Origin of the sequence: Bradyrhizobium jicamae, from assembly GCF_018130695.1 — a bacterium.
Classification (GTDB): Bacteria; Pseudomonadota; Alphaproteobacteria; order Rhizobiales; family Xanthobacteraceae; genus Bradyrhizobium; species Bradyrhizobium jicamae_B.
Window position 1 is genome coordinate 1 of the sequence record NZ_JAFCJX010000053.1, and the last position, 16,293, is coordinate 16,293.

The window sequence follows — 16,293 nt, forward strand, 5'->3', positions numbered from 1 at the left end:
GCGGCCACCGCATCGTCACCCACGTTCGTGGCGTTCGCGAGCGCCCCTCGTGTCGGGTGAGACGGGCATATTGTTAGCATAATCGGAAGTTCGCGTAAAGCGGAAATATTTTCACTCCGGGCCCTTGCGCCGTCGGGCAAATCAGCGGTCTAATATCAGCGGGAGCGCTTTAGCTTCGTAGGATGGGTGGAGCGCAGCGATACCCATCACCTTCGTGCTGCGCGGTGAGATGATGGGTATCGCTTGCGCTCCACCCATCCTACGAAGCTCAACTTTACCCCGCGACGCGCGAGATCAGGACCGCGAGCTCGCTTTGCCGGTGCGTGCCGGTCTTGGCGAACACGGCCTTGATCTGGTTGCGGACCGTCTGAACCGAGATCTGGAGCTGGCCGGAGATCTCGTCCGGCGACAGACCCGCCGCGATCATCGCGGCGATCCTGGTTTCGGCCGGCGTCAGCGAAAACAGTTCGGACAACACGGCCGGCGCCGGGTGCCTGATCGTCTCGAGGTCGCGCAGCACCAGAATGAATCTGGCGCCGAGAAACGGCGAGCTGGCGGCGCCGTGCACGGGCAGCACCTTGATGAGGAGCGGGCGCCTGGCCCGGCGCTGCGCGACGACGATGTTCCCCGTGCGGCGTGACGGGTGCAGCCGCAACTCGCTCTCGTCGGCGCATTCGGACAGCAGGTGGGCGAGGGCATGGCTCGCGCGTCCGTCGCTGAAAAGCAGGCGCCTGTTGCTGATGCCGAAGTCGGAATCGAACAGTGCCTCGGCGGCCGGGTTGATCTCGAACACGCGCCCGCTGCGCATCAGGGATATCGCGGGCTCGCCGATCATCTCGAATGCGTTCAGAGAGCCGAGCAGGGCCTGCCGGCCGACCAGGCGGGACAGCGTCGCCACGTCAGTCAGGGAATCGGCGAGCGAGGCGAGCGCCTTGACCTCGTCCGCCTCGAATGCGCCTTCCGTGATCTTTCGTTGAAACGCGAAGGCCCATTGCGCGGGTCCGGAATAGAACGAGATCGCCGCCCACCATCGAAAGCCGTAGCGGTCGAGATGCCGGTAAAGCGGCTCGCGCAGCATGTCCGCCTCGGAGGCGAAGATATCCTGGTCCCGCAACACACGCCGGCCTGATTGATGCAGCGGCACGCCCCTGATGGCGCGAACGTCCGTGACGTGCAGATTGGCCTCGAAATAGCTGTCGATCATCTCGGCGATGCTCGGCGTGACCGGGACATCCGGCGTGCGGATATCGCTCTGCACCAGCACGGCGCCGGTCGTCGCCGTCGCATCGCAGAGCGACTGCATCAGATCGGGCCATTGGCCGGGATCGAGCACCGCCTCACCGAGGCGGGACTTGGCCTTCTTCAAGCGCTCGATGTCCAGATGCATGAAAGCTGCCGTCGCCAGGGAACGCCATGATATTCGGCAACTGCGACGGAGCCGTCAACGCCTTCGGCGGCCAACTACCCCCGGGGTAGTTGAAGGAAAATCGCGGGACGGCCACGTGTCAATGCAGCGAGCGAGATCCCTGAATTTCGTTCGGCTTCATTCAAACGACATAGGCTGAAAAATGCAGACATTCCCCATTCACACGATCGAGTCCGCGCCGGAGCAATCAACAGCATCGCTGCAGGCGCTTCGGAGCGCGTTTGGATTCGTCCCCAACATCGCCGGCGCGATGGCAACTTCGCCGGTGCTGATCAGGACTCTGGTCGGCATGTTCGGGAACGTCCACGGCGGCAGTTTTTCGGAGCGGCAAATCCAGACGTTGCTGCTGACCAATGCGGTCACCAATGCCTGTTCCTGGGCCGTCGCGTTCCACTCGTTTCTGGCGCTCAAGGAAGGGCTCGATGCTCCGGACGTCCAGGCCATTCGGGAGCGCCGCGCGCCCGGCGATGCCGATGCCGCCGCGTTGTCGCGTCTGGCAAGAAGCCTGATCGAGACGCGCGGTCGGCTGGACGATGTGGAGATCGACGCGTTCCTCGCTGCCGGCTTCAGCCCGGCGCATCTGCTCGAGGTCATTGCAGTGGTGGCGGCTTCGACGATCACCAACTACACCGGAAACCTCACAAGGCCGCCGCTTGAAGCGACGTTCCGTCCGCATGCGTGGACGGCCTGACAGCCAGGATCATGCTCGGTGCAGGGACTGCACCGAGCAGGGCTCGGCTGCTCACGTCGGTGCGAACAGGGACCTGTGGCGAGTCTCCGTCTCGTCGTCCGCCGGGAACATGCACTCGATCCGCAATTCCTGCGCGGCGATCGCCTGCGGCGTTCCGACCGTCGTCACCATCGAGAAGTAATTCAGGGGGCAACCGTCCAGCATGAAGCTGAGCGGCACGACCGGGAGCGTGGCGCTCGGCGGACGGCTCCATTCTTCCTTCACCCCCGGGTAGGCCTGCAAATCAGCGATGAGGCGTTGTGTCCGCTGGTCGAGGATGCGGCCGACCGCTTCGCGGGAGACGCGCTCGAACAGGCTCCGCGCCACCGCTTCCCAGTTGGCGACAAAGGGGCGCAGGCCGGACGGATCGAACATGAGATGCAGGATATTGCGCGGTCGCTTGCGGGACGCGAGGTCGACAAACCGCCCGAAGAACCGGGGCGCGCAATCGTTGGTGATGAGGACGTCCCAGTATCTGTCCAGCACGATCGCCGGAAACGGCTCATGCTGCCGCAACATCCGCTTCAGGGCATTCGTGACGCTCGCCATCTCCTGCGAGTCCCAGGGGTAGTCGGGGAACGCCGGAGCATGGCCTGCCGCCAGCAGCAAGGCGTTGCGGTCGCGCAGGGGGATATCCAAGGCTTCGGCGATGGTGATCAAGGTGTCCGGGCTCGGATTGCTCCTGCCGCTCTCGATGAAGCTGATATGCTTCTGGGAAATTCCCGACGTGAGGGACAGGTCGAACTGGCTGATGCCGCGCGCCTGGCGCCAGTGCCGCAAGAGACCGCGGAGCTCGGAGGGGTTGTTGGTCATGAACGTGTTGATTCCGATCTGATCCATGCTGCGCTTCCGACCGAGCAGGAGCACGATCAATCAGTCCCGATCAAGTCACGAAGACCTGAGGTCCACCGCGATGAATCCGATCATCACACTGTCCAGCTCACCCGAAGGAGAGTTGACCAGGGTCATCCGCACCGGTCTCGACGCTTTCACCGATGCGTTCGCGGGCGCGCAGGATCGCGTGCCGTTGTCCGTCGTCGCTCGCGCTTCGGAGGGCGGAGATATCGTCGGCGGCATCAGGGCCGGGACCGCGTTCGGGCTTCTCACCATCAGCCTTGTGTATCTGCCCGAGGCGTTTCGTGGCGCAGGTGTCGGGACGCGCATGATGGAGATGGTCGAGCAAGAGGCGCGCCGTCGTGGCTGCCGGGCACGGGTCGCCCCACGATGAGTTTTCAGGCGCCGGGATTCTATCAACGCCTGGGCTGGCGTGTTTTCGGCGAGATCCCGTGCGATCCGCCGGGCGCCCGTCAGCTGTTCCTGACAAAGGACTTTCGCTGATCGACCGGCGCAGGCCGATCCGCCTCGACCGTAGGCTGGAAGAACAGCCCCGGCAGTGCCGAGACCAGTCCGAAGGTCATGCCAAGGAATGCCAGGAATAAGTCGAGATAGCTCACGTTCATTGCAGTGGTCTCCGTGCTCGGCCTGCGGGCCGCGGCCCCCCTCCAATTTGTTAGATATGCAGGATGTGCTCCGGTACAATATTCGTACAATGGAAACATTGATCTCGGAGCAATGTCATCATGCTCTGAATGTTTCGGGCGTGGCGCTTTGGCGGTGCGCTGCTCCATGCGTTGCAGAGGAGAGACGGCTGCGGAGACTGTCGCCATGCCCCAGCACATCGGATCCATTTCGCTTCTGGTTCGCGACTACGATGAAGCCATCGCCTACTTCACCGAAAAGCTCGGCTTCGGCCTGGTCGAGGACACCGACCTCGGCAACGGCAAGAGGTGGGTCCTGATCGCGCCGCCGGGTTCGATGGAGACGCGCATTCTGCTGGCAAAGGCGGCCACCGCGGATCAAGCGCAACACATCGGCGATCAGGCCGGCGGGCGCGTCTTCCTGTTCCTGTACACCGACGATTTCTGGCGCGACTATGAAGCGTATCGCGCGAGAGGCGTGCGGTTTCGCGAGGAGCCGCGCGTGGAGCCATACGGGATCGTTGCGGTGTTTGAGGATCTCTATGGCAATCGCTGGGATCTGTTGCAGCTGAAGTGACAACGTCTTGCGAATCCAGCTGCCATCTACCCGCTTGTCGCTTCGCCGTCCTCCGGCTTCACCAGCTTCGGCTTGGGTCTGAAGTGGATCTCGTCGTAAATTGCGCCAAGCGGAATCAAGACGTTGAGTTTCTCGAGCGCAACGCTTGCGCCGAGCCCCTCGAACACAGCGTCTTTCCAGATGCCGTCCGCGTCTCGCCAGAACAACTGTACGGACGGACGTTCGGTGTCGACGAACAGGATGTAGTCGAGCGAAGCAAGTGCCTTGTACTCGGCAAGCTTGACGCTGACATTGAAGCTGTGGGTGCTCGGCGAGAGGACTTCCACGATTAGGGACGGCTTGTCCGCCAGGACTGAATCGTCGGATGGGATCCCGCAGTCGATGCCCAAATCCGGCATCCGTCGGGTTGACGGTCCGGTGGCGATATAGGTGTCGCTGGTGAATGTCTGGCAGCGACCACCGCGGGTCTGGGGGCGGATAGCGGCGATGAGATTTGCGACGATACGATCGTGCTGACGGCCGGCACCGGCCATCATCGTTATTTCGCCATTGACGAGCTCGTAACGTCCTTCCTGGCTGGGAATCCAGGAAAGGAACTCGTCCGGAGTTATCTTGGCGCCTTCCTGCTCGTTGAGCATCGTCTCAACTGCCTCTGTTCACGGGGCAGGATGATACGCTGCGGACCGACCAAGCGGAAGTTGGCATTTGGCGTTCTCCGCCAGAGCGCCCCTCAGTTCTTCAGAACAATCCGCCCGACCACCTTGCCGGCCCGCAACTCCTCGATCCATTTCTGGACGTCGGCCATCGGCTCTTCCTTCATCGGCGTCGGCTTGACCTTGCCGGCGCGGGCCAGCGCCATCAATTCCTTGGCTTCCGCGAGCGTGCCGACCATGAAGCCTTCGATGGTCATGCGCTTGTAGACCCATTGCACCATCGGCAGCGTGAACTGGCCGCCCATCAGGCCGGAGACCACGATCTTGCCGCCGCGGGCGACCGTGGAGACCGCGAACGCCATCGACTTCTCGTTGCCGGCGAAATCGACCACGCCGTCGAAGCCGCCGTCGCTTTCCTTCAGCATGCGCTTGACGACGTCGGGCTCGGAGGGATCGTAGGCGTTGGCCGCGCCGTTTTTCAGCGCGGTCTCGCGCGCGGCGGGGCTGAGATCCGCGACGGTGATGTTCTGCTTGAACATCGCCTGCGCAAACGACAGGCCCATCATGCCGACGCCGCCGAGGCCGATCAGCAGGAGGTTGCGCTGGCGCGGACGGTCGACCAGCCGCTTCAGCGCGCCATAGGCGGTAACGCCGGAGCACATCAAGGTCGCGGCCTGGTTCACCGGCAGCGGATCATAGTCGAGCAGGTATTTTGCATCGGGCACCAGCACGTGGGTGGCAAAGCCGCCGTCGATGGAGACGCCGAGGAAGCGCTGCTTGACGCAGAGGTTCTCGTCGCCGGCCAGGCAGTCGCGGCACTGGCCGCAGCCGATCCAGGGGAAGACGGCGACCTTCTTGCCGACCAAACCGCCCGGCGCGTCCGCGCCGACCTCGTCGACGACGCCGGCGATCTCATGGCCGAGCGTGAATGGCAGCGTCATGCCTCGCGTGGTGTCGAGCTTCTTGCCGCCGCCGAGATCGGCGTAGCCGTCCTGGATGTGGAGATCGGAATGGCAGAGGCCGCAGCGCTCGATGCGGACCAGCACCTCGCGTGCTTGCGGCTTCGGCGTGTCGATGATTGTTTCGCACAGCGGCGCATCGAACTTGACGAGGGATTGGCGAACCATGCGCGCCATACGTTTTCTCCTGTTATTTATTTTGCCGAGCGTGTATCCGCCAATTCGCGCGCCATGGCAACAAAGCCCGAGACCGGTATGGTCTCGGCGCGCCGCGTTGCGTCGATTTGCGCTGATGCCGCAAGCTGGGCCGGATCGACGGAGAGCGACTTCAGGCTCTGGCGCAGCATCTTGCGGCGCTGGCCGAAGGCGGCGGCCGCAACTTGCTCGAGCATCCGGCGGTCGCACGGCTCGGGCGTGGCGCGCGGAATTAACCGCACCACGGAAGATGTGACCTTGGGCTGCGGCACGAACGCCGCAGGCGAGATGTCGAACAGGATCTTCGTCTCGGCGCGCCAGTTGGCGAGCACGGCGAGGCGGCCATAGGCCTCCTCGTTCTCATGCGCGACGATGCGCTCGGCGACCTCGCGCTGGAACATCAACACCATCGTGTCGTACCAGGGCGGCCAAGGCTCGATCGAGAGCCAGTCGACCAGCAATTGGGTCGCGATGTTGTAGGGCAGGTTGGCGACGATTTTTGCTTTTCCGCCGTCGAGCAGGGGACGCGGATCGAAGCGCTGGGCGTCGTCGTGAATGAGCTCGATGCGGCCGGGATAACGCTTCGCGATGTAGTCGAGTGCGACCAGCGCGCGCTCGTCGCGCTCGATCGCGATCACGCGTTTGGCGCCGAGCGCGAGCAGCGCGCGCGTCAGCCCGCCGGGGCCGGGACCGACCTCGATGACGGTGGAGTCTTCCAGCGGTCCTGCGGCGCGCGCGATCCTTGCGGTGAGATTGAGGTCGAGCAGGAAGTTCTGGCCGAGCGATTTGCGCGCCGACAGCTGGTGCTCGCGAATGATCTCGCGCAGCGGCGGCAGATCGTCGATCGCGCTCACGTCTTCTTGGTCGCGGCCATCCGCGCCGCGAGCCGGATCGCTGCGATCAGGCTGGACGGATTGGCCTTAGCCGTACCGGCGATGTCGAAGGCGGTGCCGTGGTCCGGCGAGGTGCGGATGAAGGGCAGGCCGAGCGTGACGTTGACCGCGTCCTCGAAGGCGATGGTCTTGATCGGGATCAGCGCCTGGTCGTGATACATGCAGAGCGCGCAGTCATAGGTTTTCCGCGCCGCCGGGTGGAACATGGTATCGGCGGGCAGCGGGCCGCGCACGGCGACACCCTCGTTGCGCAGGATCCCGATCGCGGGCGCCACGACATCGATGTCCTCGGTGCCGAGCGTGCCGTCTTCGCCGGCATGCGGGTTGAGGCCGGAGATCGCCAGCCGCGGCGCCTTGAGGCCGAAGCGCGCTCTCATGTCAGCGACGACGATGCGCGCGGTCGCGACGATCAGCTCGGTCGTCAGCTGGGCGAGTGCCTCGCGCACCGACAGATGGATCGTGACCGGCACCACGGCGAGCTGCGGCGACCACAGCATCATCACCGGCTGCGGCACTTTTCCGCCGGAGGCGGCGAGCTCGGCAAGGAATTCGGTGTGGCCGGGATGCTGGAAGCCGGCGCGGTAGAGCACGTTCTTGGCGATCGGATTGGTGACGACGGCGGAGGCCTTGCCGGCCACGACGTCGGCGACCGCGTGGCGGATCGAGGCCAGCGCCGCCGCGGCGCTGCTGTCATCGGGTCTGCCGGGCAGTGCGGTCGCCGATGTGCCGGTGGCGACGACGGGCAGGGCACGGTCGAAGGCGGCTGCGGCCTCGTCGACATCGACGTCCGCGAGGTCAAGCTTCAGCCCGAGCGCCCTGGCGCGGGCGGCCAGCGCGGTGCGATCGCCGCGCACGTAGAACGGCGGCAGGTCGAGCTCGCGGCGCCGCAGCCAGGTCGCAAGCGTGATGTCGGGGCCGATGCCCGCCGGTTCTCCGGATGTGACTGCGAGGGGAAGGGGCATCGCGCGTCAGTGACGATATTCGATCATCGCCGCCTTGCGCACTTCCTGCAGGTAGGCCTTCGATTTGGCGTCGTACTTCGCGCGAAACATCTTGTCGCGGATCTCGCGCTTCTTCGGCGTGTCCACCGTGGTCGCCTTGCGGCCGCACAGCGCGACCATCTCGACGCCCTGCTTGGTGAGCTCCGGCGGCGTCAGATGGCCGACCGGCGTCTTGTCCAGGAGGTCGCGCAGCGCCTGCGGCAGGTCGGCCGAGGTCTTGACTACGATCTCGCGCACCGCGGTGTTGCGCATCGCGCGGAAATAGGAGGTGGCCTCGTCGCAGCTCTGCACGCGCTCACGCATCGAATCGGCTTCCTTCTTGCGCGCCTCGTAGTCGGACTGCGGCGCGCCGCGCGGCACGATCAGGATGATCGGCTGCATGCGGTACTCGAACGCCTCCATCTCGGTCTTCTCGCCGCTCTCCTGGGCCTGGGTGGCGACATCCTTCTCGCCGATCTGCAGGCTCTCCTTGAAGCGGCCGCGCACCAGGCTGCTCCACACCATGTCGGCCCGGATGCGCTGCTTCAGCGTCTCGGGCCGGATGCCCTTGGCCTCCAGGATCTTGGTGAGCTGGTCGGAGTTGACGCGCATGCCCGCGGCCATGGTGCCATAGGAGCTGTCGATGTCGCTGCCGGACGGGTCGACGCCGAACTTCTTGGCTTCCTTGATCTTGACCTTCTCGTCGATCAGCTCGTTGATGATCTCGTCCCGGCTCGAGCTCTTGCCGCCGCTGGTCAGCGAGTTCAGCTTGGTGCGCTGCTCGATGTCGAAGCTGGTGATGGGCTCGCCGTTGACCAGAACCACCACGCTCTGGGCATGCGCCGGCGCGCCGCCGCACAGCAGCGCCAGCGCCAGCAGGCAGCCGGGCAGGATCGGGCGCAGCAGCGAGCGAAGGGGATGAGAAAAGCGTGCAGTCGTCATGATCATTTCAGCCGTTTCAAACCGTTCGCACTGAAGCGGTCAAATGAGGCCGATTCAGGTTTGGTTCCACGCTACTGGAGGCCGGCCGAGCTGCTGGACCCGGACGAATTGGCAAGTGTCCGCAGGCCGATCTGGAACATGAACGCGTGGCTGAGCACCGGCGGCGTGCTGCCGGCACTGTACTGGTAGGAGGTGACATAGTTGGCGGCGAGCACGAAGCAATCGTCCACATAGCCGGCGCCGACGATGTACTGGTTGATCTTGTTGGCTTCAAGGTCCCAGCGCGCCGAGCCCGACACCACCCAGTTCGATGCCACCTTGAGCGACGCGGAGCCGAGGATACCCTCACGGCGGGTCAGGTAGCCGAGTTCCGGCTGCGCCGCATAGTTTCCGTACATCATGCTGACCGACCAGCGGTCGAAGCTGGCGCGGCCCTCGGCCTCGAAGCGGTTGACCTCCCAGGTCGCCTCATCCATTCGCGAGCGCACGCTGAACGTATAGGTGCGGTTCGGCGAATAGCTGACGCTGGCGACATAGTCGGAGCGCGCATTCTGCAGGCCGGAATCGACGCCGGTGTTGGTGACGTCGGCGACCGCGAACGAGTTCAGGCCGAACAGCTGGTAGGACTGGCCAAACAGCACCTTGACGGCGCCGCCCTTGTCGAACTGCGTGGTGGCCTGCACGCCGACATTGGCGCGGCCGCCGCCCTCGACGCGGTCGTAGCCGGAGAACTTGTCGACCGAGAACAGGTTGGTGGCGTCGAACACCAGGCTCTGCGCGTCCTCGTTCGGAAGCTTGCCTGCATAGGTCTCGTTCGGACGGATGATGACCTGCGCGATCGGCTCGACCGTCGTCGTGCCCCACGGCTGCACGTTGATGAAGGGGTAGCGGTATTCGAGGCCGACCGTCGGCATCAGCCGAAGCGCCTGGGTGTCGCCGACGGGCAGGAAGTTGGAGACGCCCGGCTGGTTCGAGATGTCGGCATTGATCGCGTCGGCGCGCAGGCTGACGAACGGGGTCCAGATCTGGCCGAGCGGATCGGTGAACGACCTGCGCCACTGCGCCTCGGCGGTCAGGCGGGTGTAGGTGCCGGGCATGCCGCGCAGCAGGCACTGCGAGGGAAGCCGCGCCATCGGATCGGCGGAAGCGGTCGTGCACAGGCTGTTGGTGTTGGCGATCGTGGTGATCGGATCGAACACCGCGGTGTCGCGCGACAGATTGGTGAAGTTGAACTTGTAGCTGAACTCGCCGCCGAAGATCGGGCTGTTGATCACGTTGTTGTAGTCGACCACGGGATAGACGACCGGGACCTGGTTCTGGTTGCCCGAGAAGCTCAGGTAATAGATCGTGCGCGCGTCGAAGAAGCTGCGGTTGCCGACGCCGGTCAGATAAAGCTGCGAGATCGCCTCCGTCGGCAGCGCCATGAATGCACTGAGCGGATCCTTGTACATCGACAGGCGGTAGTCCGACATGAAGTAGTAGTCGGACAGCAGCACGCCGTCCCAGCCCCAGACCCATTTGTCGTTGAGCGCGAACTGACCCTTGCTCTCGATGCCGCCGCGGAACTGGCGGTCGCCGGGCTGGCCCGCGAAGGCGCCGGGGTCGAGCTGGTCGATGCCATAGGCGCGGATCTGGTAGGCGCCGTCCATCAGGCGCTGACGGAACTCACCCTGGAACAGCACGCCCTGGCGGCTGGTGATGCGCGGGCTGAAGGTCGCGTCGAAATCGGGCGCCAGCGCGAAGTAGTAGGGGATTTCGACGCCGACGCCGTAGTTCGTCACCGTCGTGAAGCTCGGCATCAGGAAGCCGCTCTTGCGCTTCACGGTCGGGTCGGGCGTCGAGAAGAACGGCATGTAGGCCATCGGAACGCCGAAGAATTCGAGCTGGGCGTTCTCGAAATAGAGCATCTTCTCTTCTTGATTGTGGATGATGCGCGCGCCCTTGACCTGCCACAGCGGCGGCTTCTTCGGATCGTCCTTGCAAGGCGCGCAGGCCGTGTACACGCCGTTCTCGAACACGGTGTAATTGCCGCTGGTGCGGTCGGCGCGGGTCGCAGCCATCCGCGTCTGGTCTTCGGTGTCCACCCGCAGCGAATCGACGAACCCGTCGCGATAGTCGTCGCTGAGGTCCATGATGTTGGCGTAGGTGATCTTGCCTTCGGCATCCGTGAAGCGGATGTTGCCCTCGGCGTGCAGCCGCTTGGTCTTCTGGTCGTAGATGACCTTGTCGGCCTCGACGCTGGTGCCGTTGTAGTACATCTGCACGTTGCCGACCGCCGACACGCGCTGGTTGTTGTAGTCGTAGTCGACCTCGGTCGCCTGCACGAGCATCTGGCCGTCGTTCTTCGGCGGCGGCCGGGTCGGCTTGGGCGGGCGGGGATTGTAGGTGAAGCTCTGGGCGGAGGCCTCGGTCGTGACGGCAACGCTAAACGCGCCGACGACCGCGAGGGTCGCGACGAGAGCGGCAAGCGAGGCGCCAAACGCGGCCATGCGGCTGCGTTGACGGCGCAGACCACTGCGCCGCCCGAACACAGGCGACCTCAACTGGCGGGCGGCGACAACGGCCACTACCCGTCCTCCTGATACAGCAAGGCCAAGAAACCGGTGAGGCCGCCCACAAAGACGGGCAGCCACGCCGCAGCGATGGGATGCATCAACTCAGCCTTGCTCAAATCTTCCGTTACTTTCTGCAGAACGTAGAGCAGAAAGCCCGCGCCCACGCCACTCAAAACCATCTTCTGCACGCCGCCCATCCGGAAGAAGCGAAGGCTCACCGAAGCTGCCAACATCACCATTGCAGCCAGCAAAAACGGCTGTGCGATGAGCTTATGATACTGCAAGCGATAGCCGGCCGTCGCGAAGCCCGAGCTCTCTGACGAACGGATGTAGTTCGGCAGTTGCCAAAAGGACACAGTTTCGGGGGTCGAAAAACTGTTGCGCACCTGCGCCGGGGTGAGGGTGGTGGGCAGTTCGAAGATTTCCTGCTCGGCCGGCGGCTTGTCGAGCGAGAATCGGCGCACGTCCCTGAACACCCAGCGGCCCTCTTCGAGGCTGGCCTCGCGGGCTTCGATTCGCTCCTCGAATTGCAGCTTTGTATCGAAACGGAACACGGTGAGGCCGGTCAGCCGCACGCCCTGCTGCTCACTGCGCGCGGCGTTGATGATGGCCTGGCCCTCGCTGTTGATCTGGTTCAGCCAGAAACCGGAGGCGTCCTGGATGCCGCCGCCGGGCGCCGAGCCGAACAGCTCGGCCTCCATCCGCTTGGAAAGCTCGCGCAGGTTCGCCGACATCGGGTTGTAGGCGACCGTCGCCATGAAGCCGAGCAGCAACGAGCTCGCCAACGCCGGCGCGACGAACTGCCAGGCCGAGATGCCGGCGGCGCGCGCCACCACCAGCTCGAGCCGCCGCGACAGCGCGAGGTAGCAGGTCATCGCGCCGATCAGCACGCAGAACGGCATCAGCTTCTCGAGCAGCTGCGGCACGCGGAACAGCGAGGTCTCGGCGATCGTGATCGCGGACGCGCCGACCAGCCCTGAGGTCTTGCGCACCATCTCGATATAGTCGACCAGCACCAGCAGCACGAAGATGCTGGCAAAGGTGCCCATCGCCGCGAGCACGAAGCGGCCGGCGAAATAGCGTCCGAGCGTGTTGGTGACCATGCTCATGCGGTGGCCGGCCGCCGGAAGAAGCGCGCGATGCGCTCGTTGTTCTTGTTGATGGCCTCCATCAGCCTGGCCGGCGGCTCGACCACGATGCCGCCAAGAATCATCCAGATGCCGAGGCCGATGCCGCCGAACAGCATCAGATACTGGACGACGGCGGCGAGCGGATTCTTCACCGTCATCACCGAGCAGGCGAATCCCACCATGCGCAGGCCGAAGACGGCGAAGATCGAGCCGCCGATCGCGAGGTTACGGCTCTGGCGGGTGGTGCGGGGGGCGCCGAGGAAGGCGAAGGTCAGGGCTGCGAAGGCGAACGGATAGACCGGCGCCATGAAGCGGTCATGCAGCTCGGCACGGAACTGGCCGCCGAGCTGCTTGTAGATCGGATCGTCCTCCGACGGCCACATCAGCTCCCACAGGTAGCGCTCGCGGATGCCGAGCGAGACGTCGCGGCCCTGGTTGGAGAACTTCGACATGTCAAAGGCGTAGCTGGCGAAGGCGACCAGCGCCGGCTCGCGCTTGCCGATCTCGAAGCGTTCGAGATTGCCGTCCTCCAGCACGAGATAAGAGCCGGCCTCGTTCTTCAGCACGGTACCGTGGTCGGCGATGATGGTGACGCGCTCCTTGGGATCCCTGCGATCGTCGACGAAGATGCCGCCGAGCTGGCCGCCGGGCAGGCGCTCGCGGATTCGCACCGTCAGGTTCACGTCGAGCTGGGCGAAGCGGCCGGGCTGCAGGATGTTGGTCAGCACGTCGGCGGTGATCTCGGCGTCCCATTGCTTGATCCGCCGCAGGCCGTCCGGCGCAAGATAGGCGCCAATGAACGTGACCATCACCGCCACCACGCAGGTGGCAAAGAAGAACGGACGGAACAGCCGGAACGGCGAGAAGCCGGCGGCATTCATCACGATGATCTCGGAATCGGTCGCGAGCTTGTTCAGCGTGTGCGAGATCGCGATCATCAGCGCGATCGGCGCGATGATCAGGACGAGGGCGGGAATCACCAGGCTGGTGATGCCGAGGAAGGTCAGGATGGTCTGACCCTGGCTGGTCATCAGGTCGATGCCGCGAAGCGCCTGGGTAATCCAGATCACCCCGGTGAGGCTGACCAGGACAAGCGCAAACGACGCAAGCGTCGTGCGGAAGATATACTTGTCGATCGACCCCATCACTTAACCGTACGACCCCAACTCGCGCCCCAAAACCCGCAAATCCGACCAAACCCGGATACCGGGCTCCCCATGGTCGACTCGCGCTTCGTCCGGCTCTTGCTGTCTCAATACCATCCCGTTGATCCGTCAACAAAATGGCTGCTACGTGGCACCATTTCCATATGGTTAGTAATTCCTCACTTGTGACCTTCCGGCCACGCTCCGGCCACGCTGGAGCCTGTTTCCGTTCCGATTGTCATCGGAATGGGGCCTAGCTCCTTGTTTTAGCGCGTTTTCCTTTGTGCCAACCGGTGCCCATCCTGGATCAAGTCCGGGACAGGCCTCGCTGGAATACGCTCGTGCCCTTGGCAGCGCCGCGCTCGACAGGTCATAGTGTCGTCAAACCCGGGTCCGGACCGCTTCGGACCATCATCGCAACGCGCATCAACGAGCTCGCCGGGCATCTCCGAAAGCCCGTGCAACACCCTGAATTCTGGAGGATTTGCCCATGTCCGACGCCGTCAAGGTCGGCTTTGTCCCGTTGTCCGCTCCGCCTAAGGGCATCCTGGTCGCCTTTTGCGACGATCAGTTGAAGCTTGGCGCGGCGACGCGGAAGGCGCTTGGGACGGCGGCCGAGACCGTGAAGCGGGCGGCGGCGGCCAACCAGTTCAAAGGCAAGGGCGGTGCTGTTCTCGACATCCTGGCGCCGGAGGGGTTGAAGGCCGACCGGCTGATCGTGATCGGAACCGGCAAGCCGGCGGAGCTGAAGGAGAAGGATTTTCTCAAGTTCGGCGGCCTGACCGCCGGCAAGCTCAATGGCGCGACCAGCGCGGTGACCGTGATCGCCGAACTGCCCGAGGGCGGGATGAAGGCCGAGCAGGCGGCTGCGATCGCCAGTGGCATCCGGCTACGCGCCTACAAGTTCGACCGCTACAAGACCAAGAAGAAGGACGGCGACAGCGGCGCGGTGCGGGCCGACGTCTCGATCGCCGTCGATGACGCCGCTGCCGCCAAGAAGGCATTCGTGCCGAACGCGGATGTGGTCGACGGCGTGGTCATCGCGCGCGACCTCGTCAACGAGCCGCCGAACGTGTTGTACCCCGAGGAGTTCGCGCGCCGGGCAGGTCTGCTGCGTAAGCTCGGCGTCAAGGTCGAGGTGCTCGACGTCAAGGCGATGATCAAGCTCGGCATGGGCGCGCTGCTCGGCGTCGGCCAGGGCTCGGCGCGGCCGAGCCGCACCGTGATCATGCGCTGGGACGGCGGCAAGAAGGGCGAGGCGCCGGTCGCCTTTGTCGGCAAGGGCGTCTGCTTCGATACCGGCGGCATCTCGATCAAGGGCGCCGCCAGCATGGAGGACATGAAGGGCGACATGGGGGGAGCTGCCTGCGTCGTCGGCCTGATGCACGCACTCGCCGCGCGTAAAGCGCGGGCCAACGTGGTCGGCGCGATCGGCCTGGTCGAGAACATGCCGGACGGCAATGCGCAGCGTCCGGGCGACATCGTCACCTCGATGTCCGGCCAGACCATCGAGATCATCAACACCGACGCCGAGGGCCGCCTCGTGCTCGCCGACGTGCTCTGGTACGTCGCCAAGAAGCACAAGCCGAAATTCATGGTCGATCTGGCGACGCTGACCGGCGCGATCATGGTTGCGCTCGGCACCGAGCACGCCGGTCTGTTCTCCAATAATGACGAGTTGTCGGAGCGGCTGACCAAGGTCGGCAATGAGACCGGCGAGACGGTGTGGCGCATGCCGCTCGGCGCGGCCTATGACAAGCAGATCGATTCGCAATTCGCCGACATGAAGAACACCGGCGGCTCGCGCTACGGCGGCTCGATCACGGCGGCGCAGTTCCTGCAGCGATTCGTCGACGGCACGCCGTGGGCGCATCTCGACATCGCCGGCACCGCGATGGGCGCGCCGAAGAGCGAGATCAATCAGAGCTGGGGATCGGGCTACGGCGTGCGCCTGCTCGATCGTCTCGTGGCCGACTATTACGAAGCGAAAAAGTAAGGCGTTGCGCCTGATATGACCGAAGTCCTGTTCTATCATTTGCAGAACATGACGCTGGAAAGCGTGCTGCCGCCGCTGCTCGAGAAATCGCTCGAGCGCGGCTGGCGCGTGGTCGTGCAATCGACGTCGCTCGAACGCACCGAGGCGCTCGATGCGCATTTGTGGACCTACAGCGACGATTCGTTCCTGCCGCATGCCAGCTGGCGGGTCGGCGATGCGCAGGACCAGCCGATCATCCTGTCGACCGAGGAGGGCAACCCGAACGGCGCCAATGTCCGTTTCCTGGTCGACAACGCCACGCTGCCCGCCGATTCCAACAGCTACGAGCGGTTGGTGCTGGTGTTCAATGGCGACGACCCGGATGCGCTCGCCTCCGCACGCGAAAGCTGGACGGCCTGCAAGGCCAGGGGTTTCGAGGTGACCTATTGGCAGGCCGACGAGCGTGGCCGTTGGCAGCGCAAGCAATAGTAAAGCAATAGTTAGGTATTAATGCTAATCTTAGGTTTCTTGCGGCAAGCCACGGTCATGCCGCAAAGTGATGTTGGGACAAGCCTTTAGGGTCTTTGTTTGGGCATGATCTTTCCGGAAACCGCTTGGCGTTTTTCCAGATCATGCTCTAGGGGGTAGAGGCGGG

General features: G+C 64.3%; 16 protein-coding genes. 5 read left to right on the forward strand and 11 right to left on the reverse strand.

The features are described from left to right. Positions 1-274 precede the first annotated feature (274 nt). Positions 275-1,387, reverse strand: a complete 1,113-nt coding sequence (locus JQ604_RS40320; RefSeq protein WP_212366326.1) for a helix-turn-helix transcriptional regulator — start codon at positions 1,385-1,387, stop codon at positions 275-277. Between the two features lie 181 nt (positions 1,388-1,568). Here JQ604_RS40320 and JQ604_RS40325 point away from each other — a divergent pair, with 181 nt between their 5' ends. After that, positions 1,569-2,117 (forward strand): carboxymuconolactone decarboxylase family protein, encoded by a 549-nt coding sequence (locus JQ604_RS40325; RefSeq protein ID WP_212366327.1) that lies wholly within the window; start codon positions 1,569-1,571, stop codon positions 2,115-2,117. A 51-nt stretch (positions 2,118-2,168) separates the two neighbouring features. Here the strand turns inward: JQ604_RS40325 and JQ604_RS40330 are convergent, their stop codons facing one another. Beyond that, on the reverse strand, positions 2,169-2,969 hold the full coding sequence (locus JQ604_RS40330) for a helix-turn-helix domain-containing protein (protein ID WP_433996336.1): 801 nt from the start codon (positions 2,967-2,969) through the stop codon (positions 2,169-2,171). 100 nt (positions 2,970-3,069) lie between these two features. Between JQ604_RS40330 and JQ604_RS40335 the strand changes: the two genes are divergently transcribed. Then, positions 3,070-3,384 (forward strand): GNAT family N-acetyltransferase, encoded by a 315-nt coding sequence (locus JQ604_RS40335; RefSeq protein WP_212366328.1) that lies wholly within the window; start codon positions 3,070-3,072, stop codon positions 3,382-3,384. A 79-nt stretch (positions 3,385-3,463) separates the two neighbouring features. Here the strand turns inward: JQ604_RS40335 and JQ604_RS40340 are convergent, their stop codons facing one another. Further along, positions 3,464-3,616: a hypothetical protein gene (locus JQ604_RS40340; RefSeq protein ID WP_212366329.1), complete on the reverse strand. Its 153-nt coding sequence runs from the start codon at positions 3,614-3,616 to the stop codon at positions 3,464-3,466. A 205-nt stretch (positions 3,617-3,821) separates the two neighbouring features. Between JQ604_RS40340 and JQ604_RS40345 the strand changes: the two genes are divergently transcribed. Further along, on the forward strand, positions 3,822-4,211 hold the full coding sequence (locus tag JQ604_RS40345; RefSeq protein WP_212366330.1) for a VOC family protein: 390 nt from the start codon (positions 3,822-3,824) through the stop codon (positions 4,209-4,211). A gap of 26 nt (positions 4,212-4,237) precedes the next feature. Here JQ604_RS40345 and JQ604_RS40350 read toward each other — a convergent pair whose 3' ends face one another. The 8 genes from JQ604_RS40350 to lptF all read right to left on the reverse strand — a co-directional run bounded on the left by JQ604_RS40350 (position 4,238) and on the right by lptF (position 13,663). Next, on the reverse strand, positions 4,238-4,849 hold the full coding sequence (locus JQ604_RS40350; RefSeq protein ID WP_212366331.1) for a Uma2 family endonuclease: 612 nt from the start codon (positions 4,847-4,849) through the stop codon (positions 4,238-4,240). Positions 4,850-4,941: 92 nt separating this feature from the next. Continuing rightward, positions 4,942-6,000, reverse strand: coding sequence for an alcohol dehydrogenase (locus JQ604_RS40355; RefSeq protein ID WP_212366332.1), 1,059 nt, complete (start codon positions 5,998-6,000; stop codon positions 4,942-4,944). A gap of 17 nt (positions 6,001-6,017) precedes the next feature. Continuing rightward, positions 6,018-6,872, reverse strand: a complete 855-nt coding sequence (gene rsmA, locus JQ604_RS40360; RefSeq protein WP_212366333.1) for a 16S rRNA (adenine(1518)-N(6)/adenine(1519)-N(6))-dimethyltransferase RsmA — start codon at positions 6,870-6,872, stop codon at positions 6,018-6,020. Then, positions 6,869-7,873: a 4-hydroxythreonine-4-phosphate dehydrogenase PdxA gene (gene pdxA, locus JQ604_RS40365; protein WP_212366334.1), complete on the reverse strand. Its 1,005-nt coding sequence runs from the start codon at positions 7,871-7,873 to the stop codon at positions 6,869-6,871. Before pdxA ends, rsmA begins: the two co-directional genes overlap by 4 nt. Before the next feature lie 6 nt (positions 7,874-7,879). Beyond that, entirely contained in the window at positions 7,880-8,833 is a 954-nt protein-coding gene (locus tag JQ604_RS40370; protein ID WP_212366335.1) for a SurA N-terminal domain-containing protein, read from the reverse strand. Between the two features lie 71 nt (positions 8,834-8,904). Beyond that, a complete protein-coding gene (locus tag JQ604_RS40375) occupies positions 8,905-11,400 on the reverse strand; it encodes an LPS-assembly protein LptD (RefSeq protein ID WP_433996335.1) in 2,496 nt (831 codons plus the stop codon). Continuing rightward, positions 11,400-12,497, reverse strand: a complete 1,098-nt coding sequence (gene lptG, locus JQ604_RS40380; protein ID WP_212366336.1) for an LPS export ABC transporter permease LptG — start codon at positions 12,495-12,497, stop codon at positions 11,400-11,402. The genes JQ604_RS40375 and lptG overlap by 1 nt, the downstream gene beginning before the upstream one ends. Continuing rightward, positions 12,494-13,663, reverse strand: coding sequence for an LPS export ABC transporter permease LptF (gene lptF / locus JQ604_RS40385; protein WP_212366337.1), 1,170 nt, complete (start codon positions 13,661-13,663; stop codon positions 12,494-12,496). The genes lptG and lptF overlap by 4 nt, the downstream gene beginning before the upstream one ends. Positions 13,664-14,153: 490 nt before the next feature. Here lptF and JQ604_RS40390 point away from each other — a divergent pair, with 490 nt between their 5' ends. Together JQ604_RS40390 and JQ604_RS40395 are read left to right on the forward strand one after the other, a co-directional pair. Beyond that, on the forward strand, positions 14,154-15,659 hold the full coding sequence (locus JQ604_RS40390) for a leucyl aminopeptidase (protein ID WP_212366338.1): 1,506 nt from the start codon (positions 14,154-14,156) through the stop codon (positions 15,657-15,659). A gap of 15 nt (positions 15,660-15,674) precedes the next feature. After that, positions 15,675-16,127, forward strand: coding sequence for a DNA polymerase III subunit chi (locus tag JQ604_RS40395; RefSeq protein WP_212366339.1), 453 nt, complete (start codon positions 15,675-15,677; stop codon positions 16,125-16,127). Positions 16,128-16,293 lie beyond the last annotated feature (166 nt).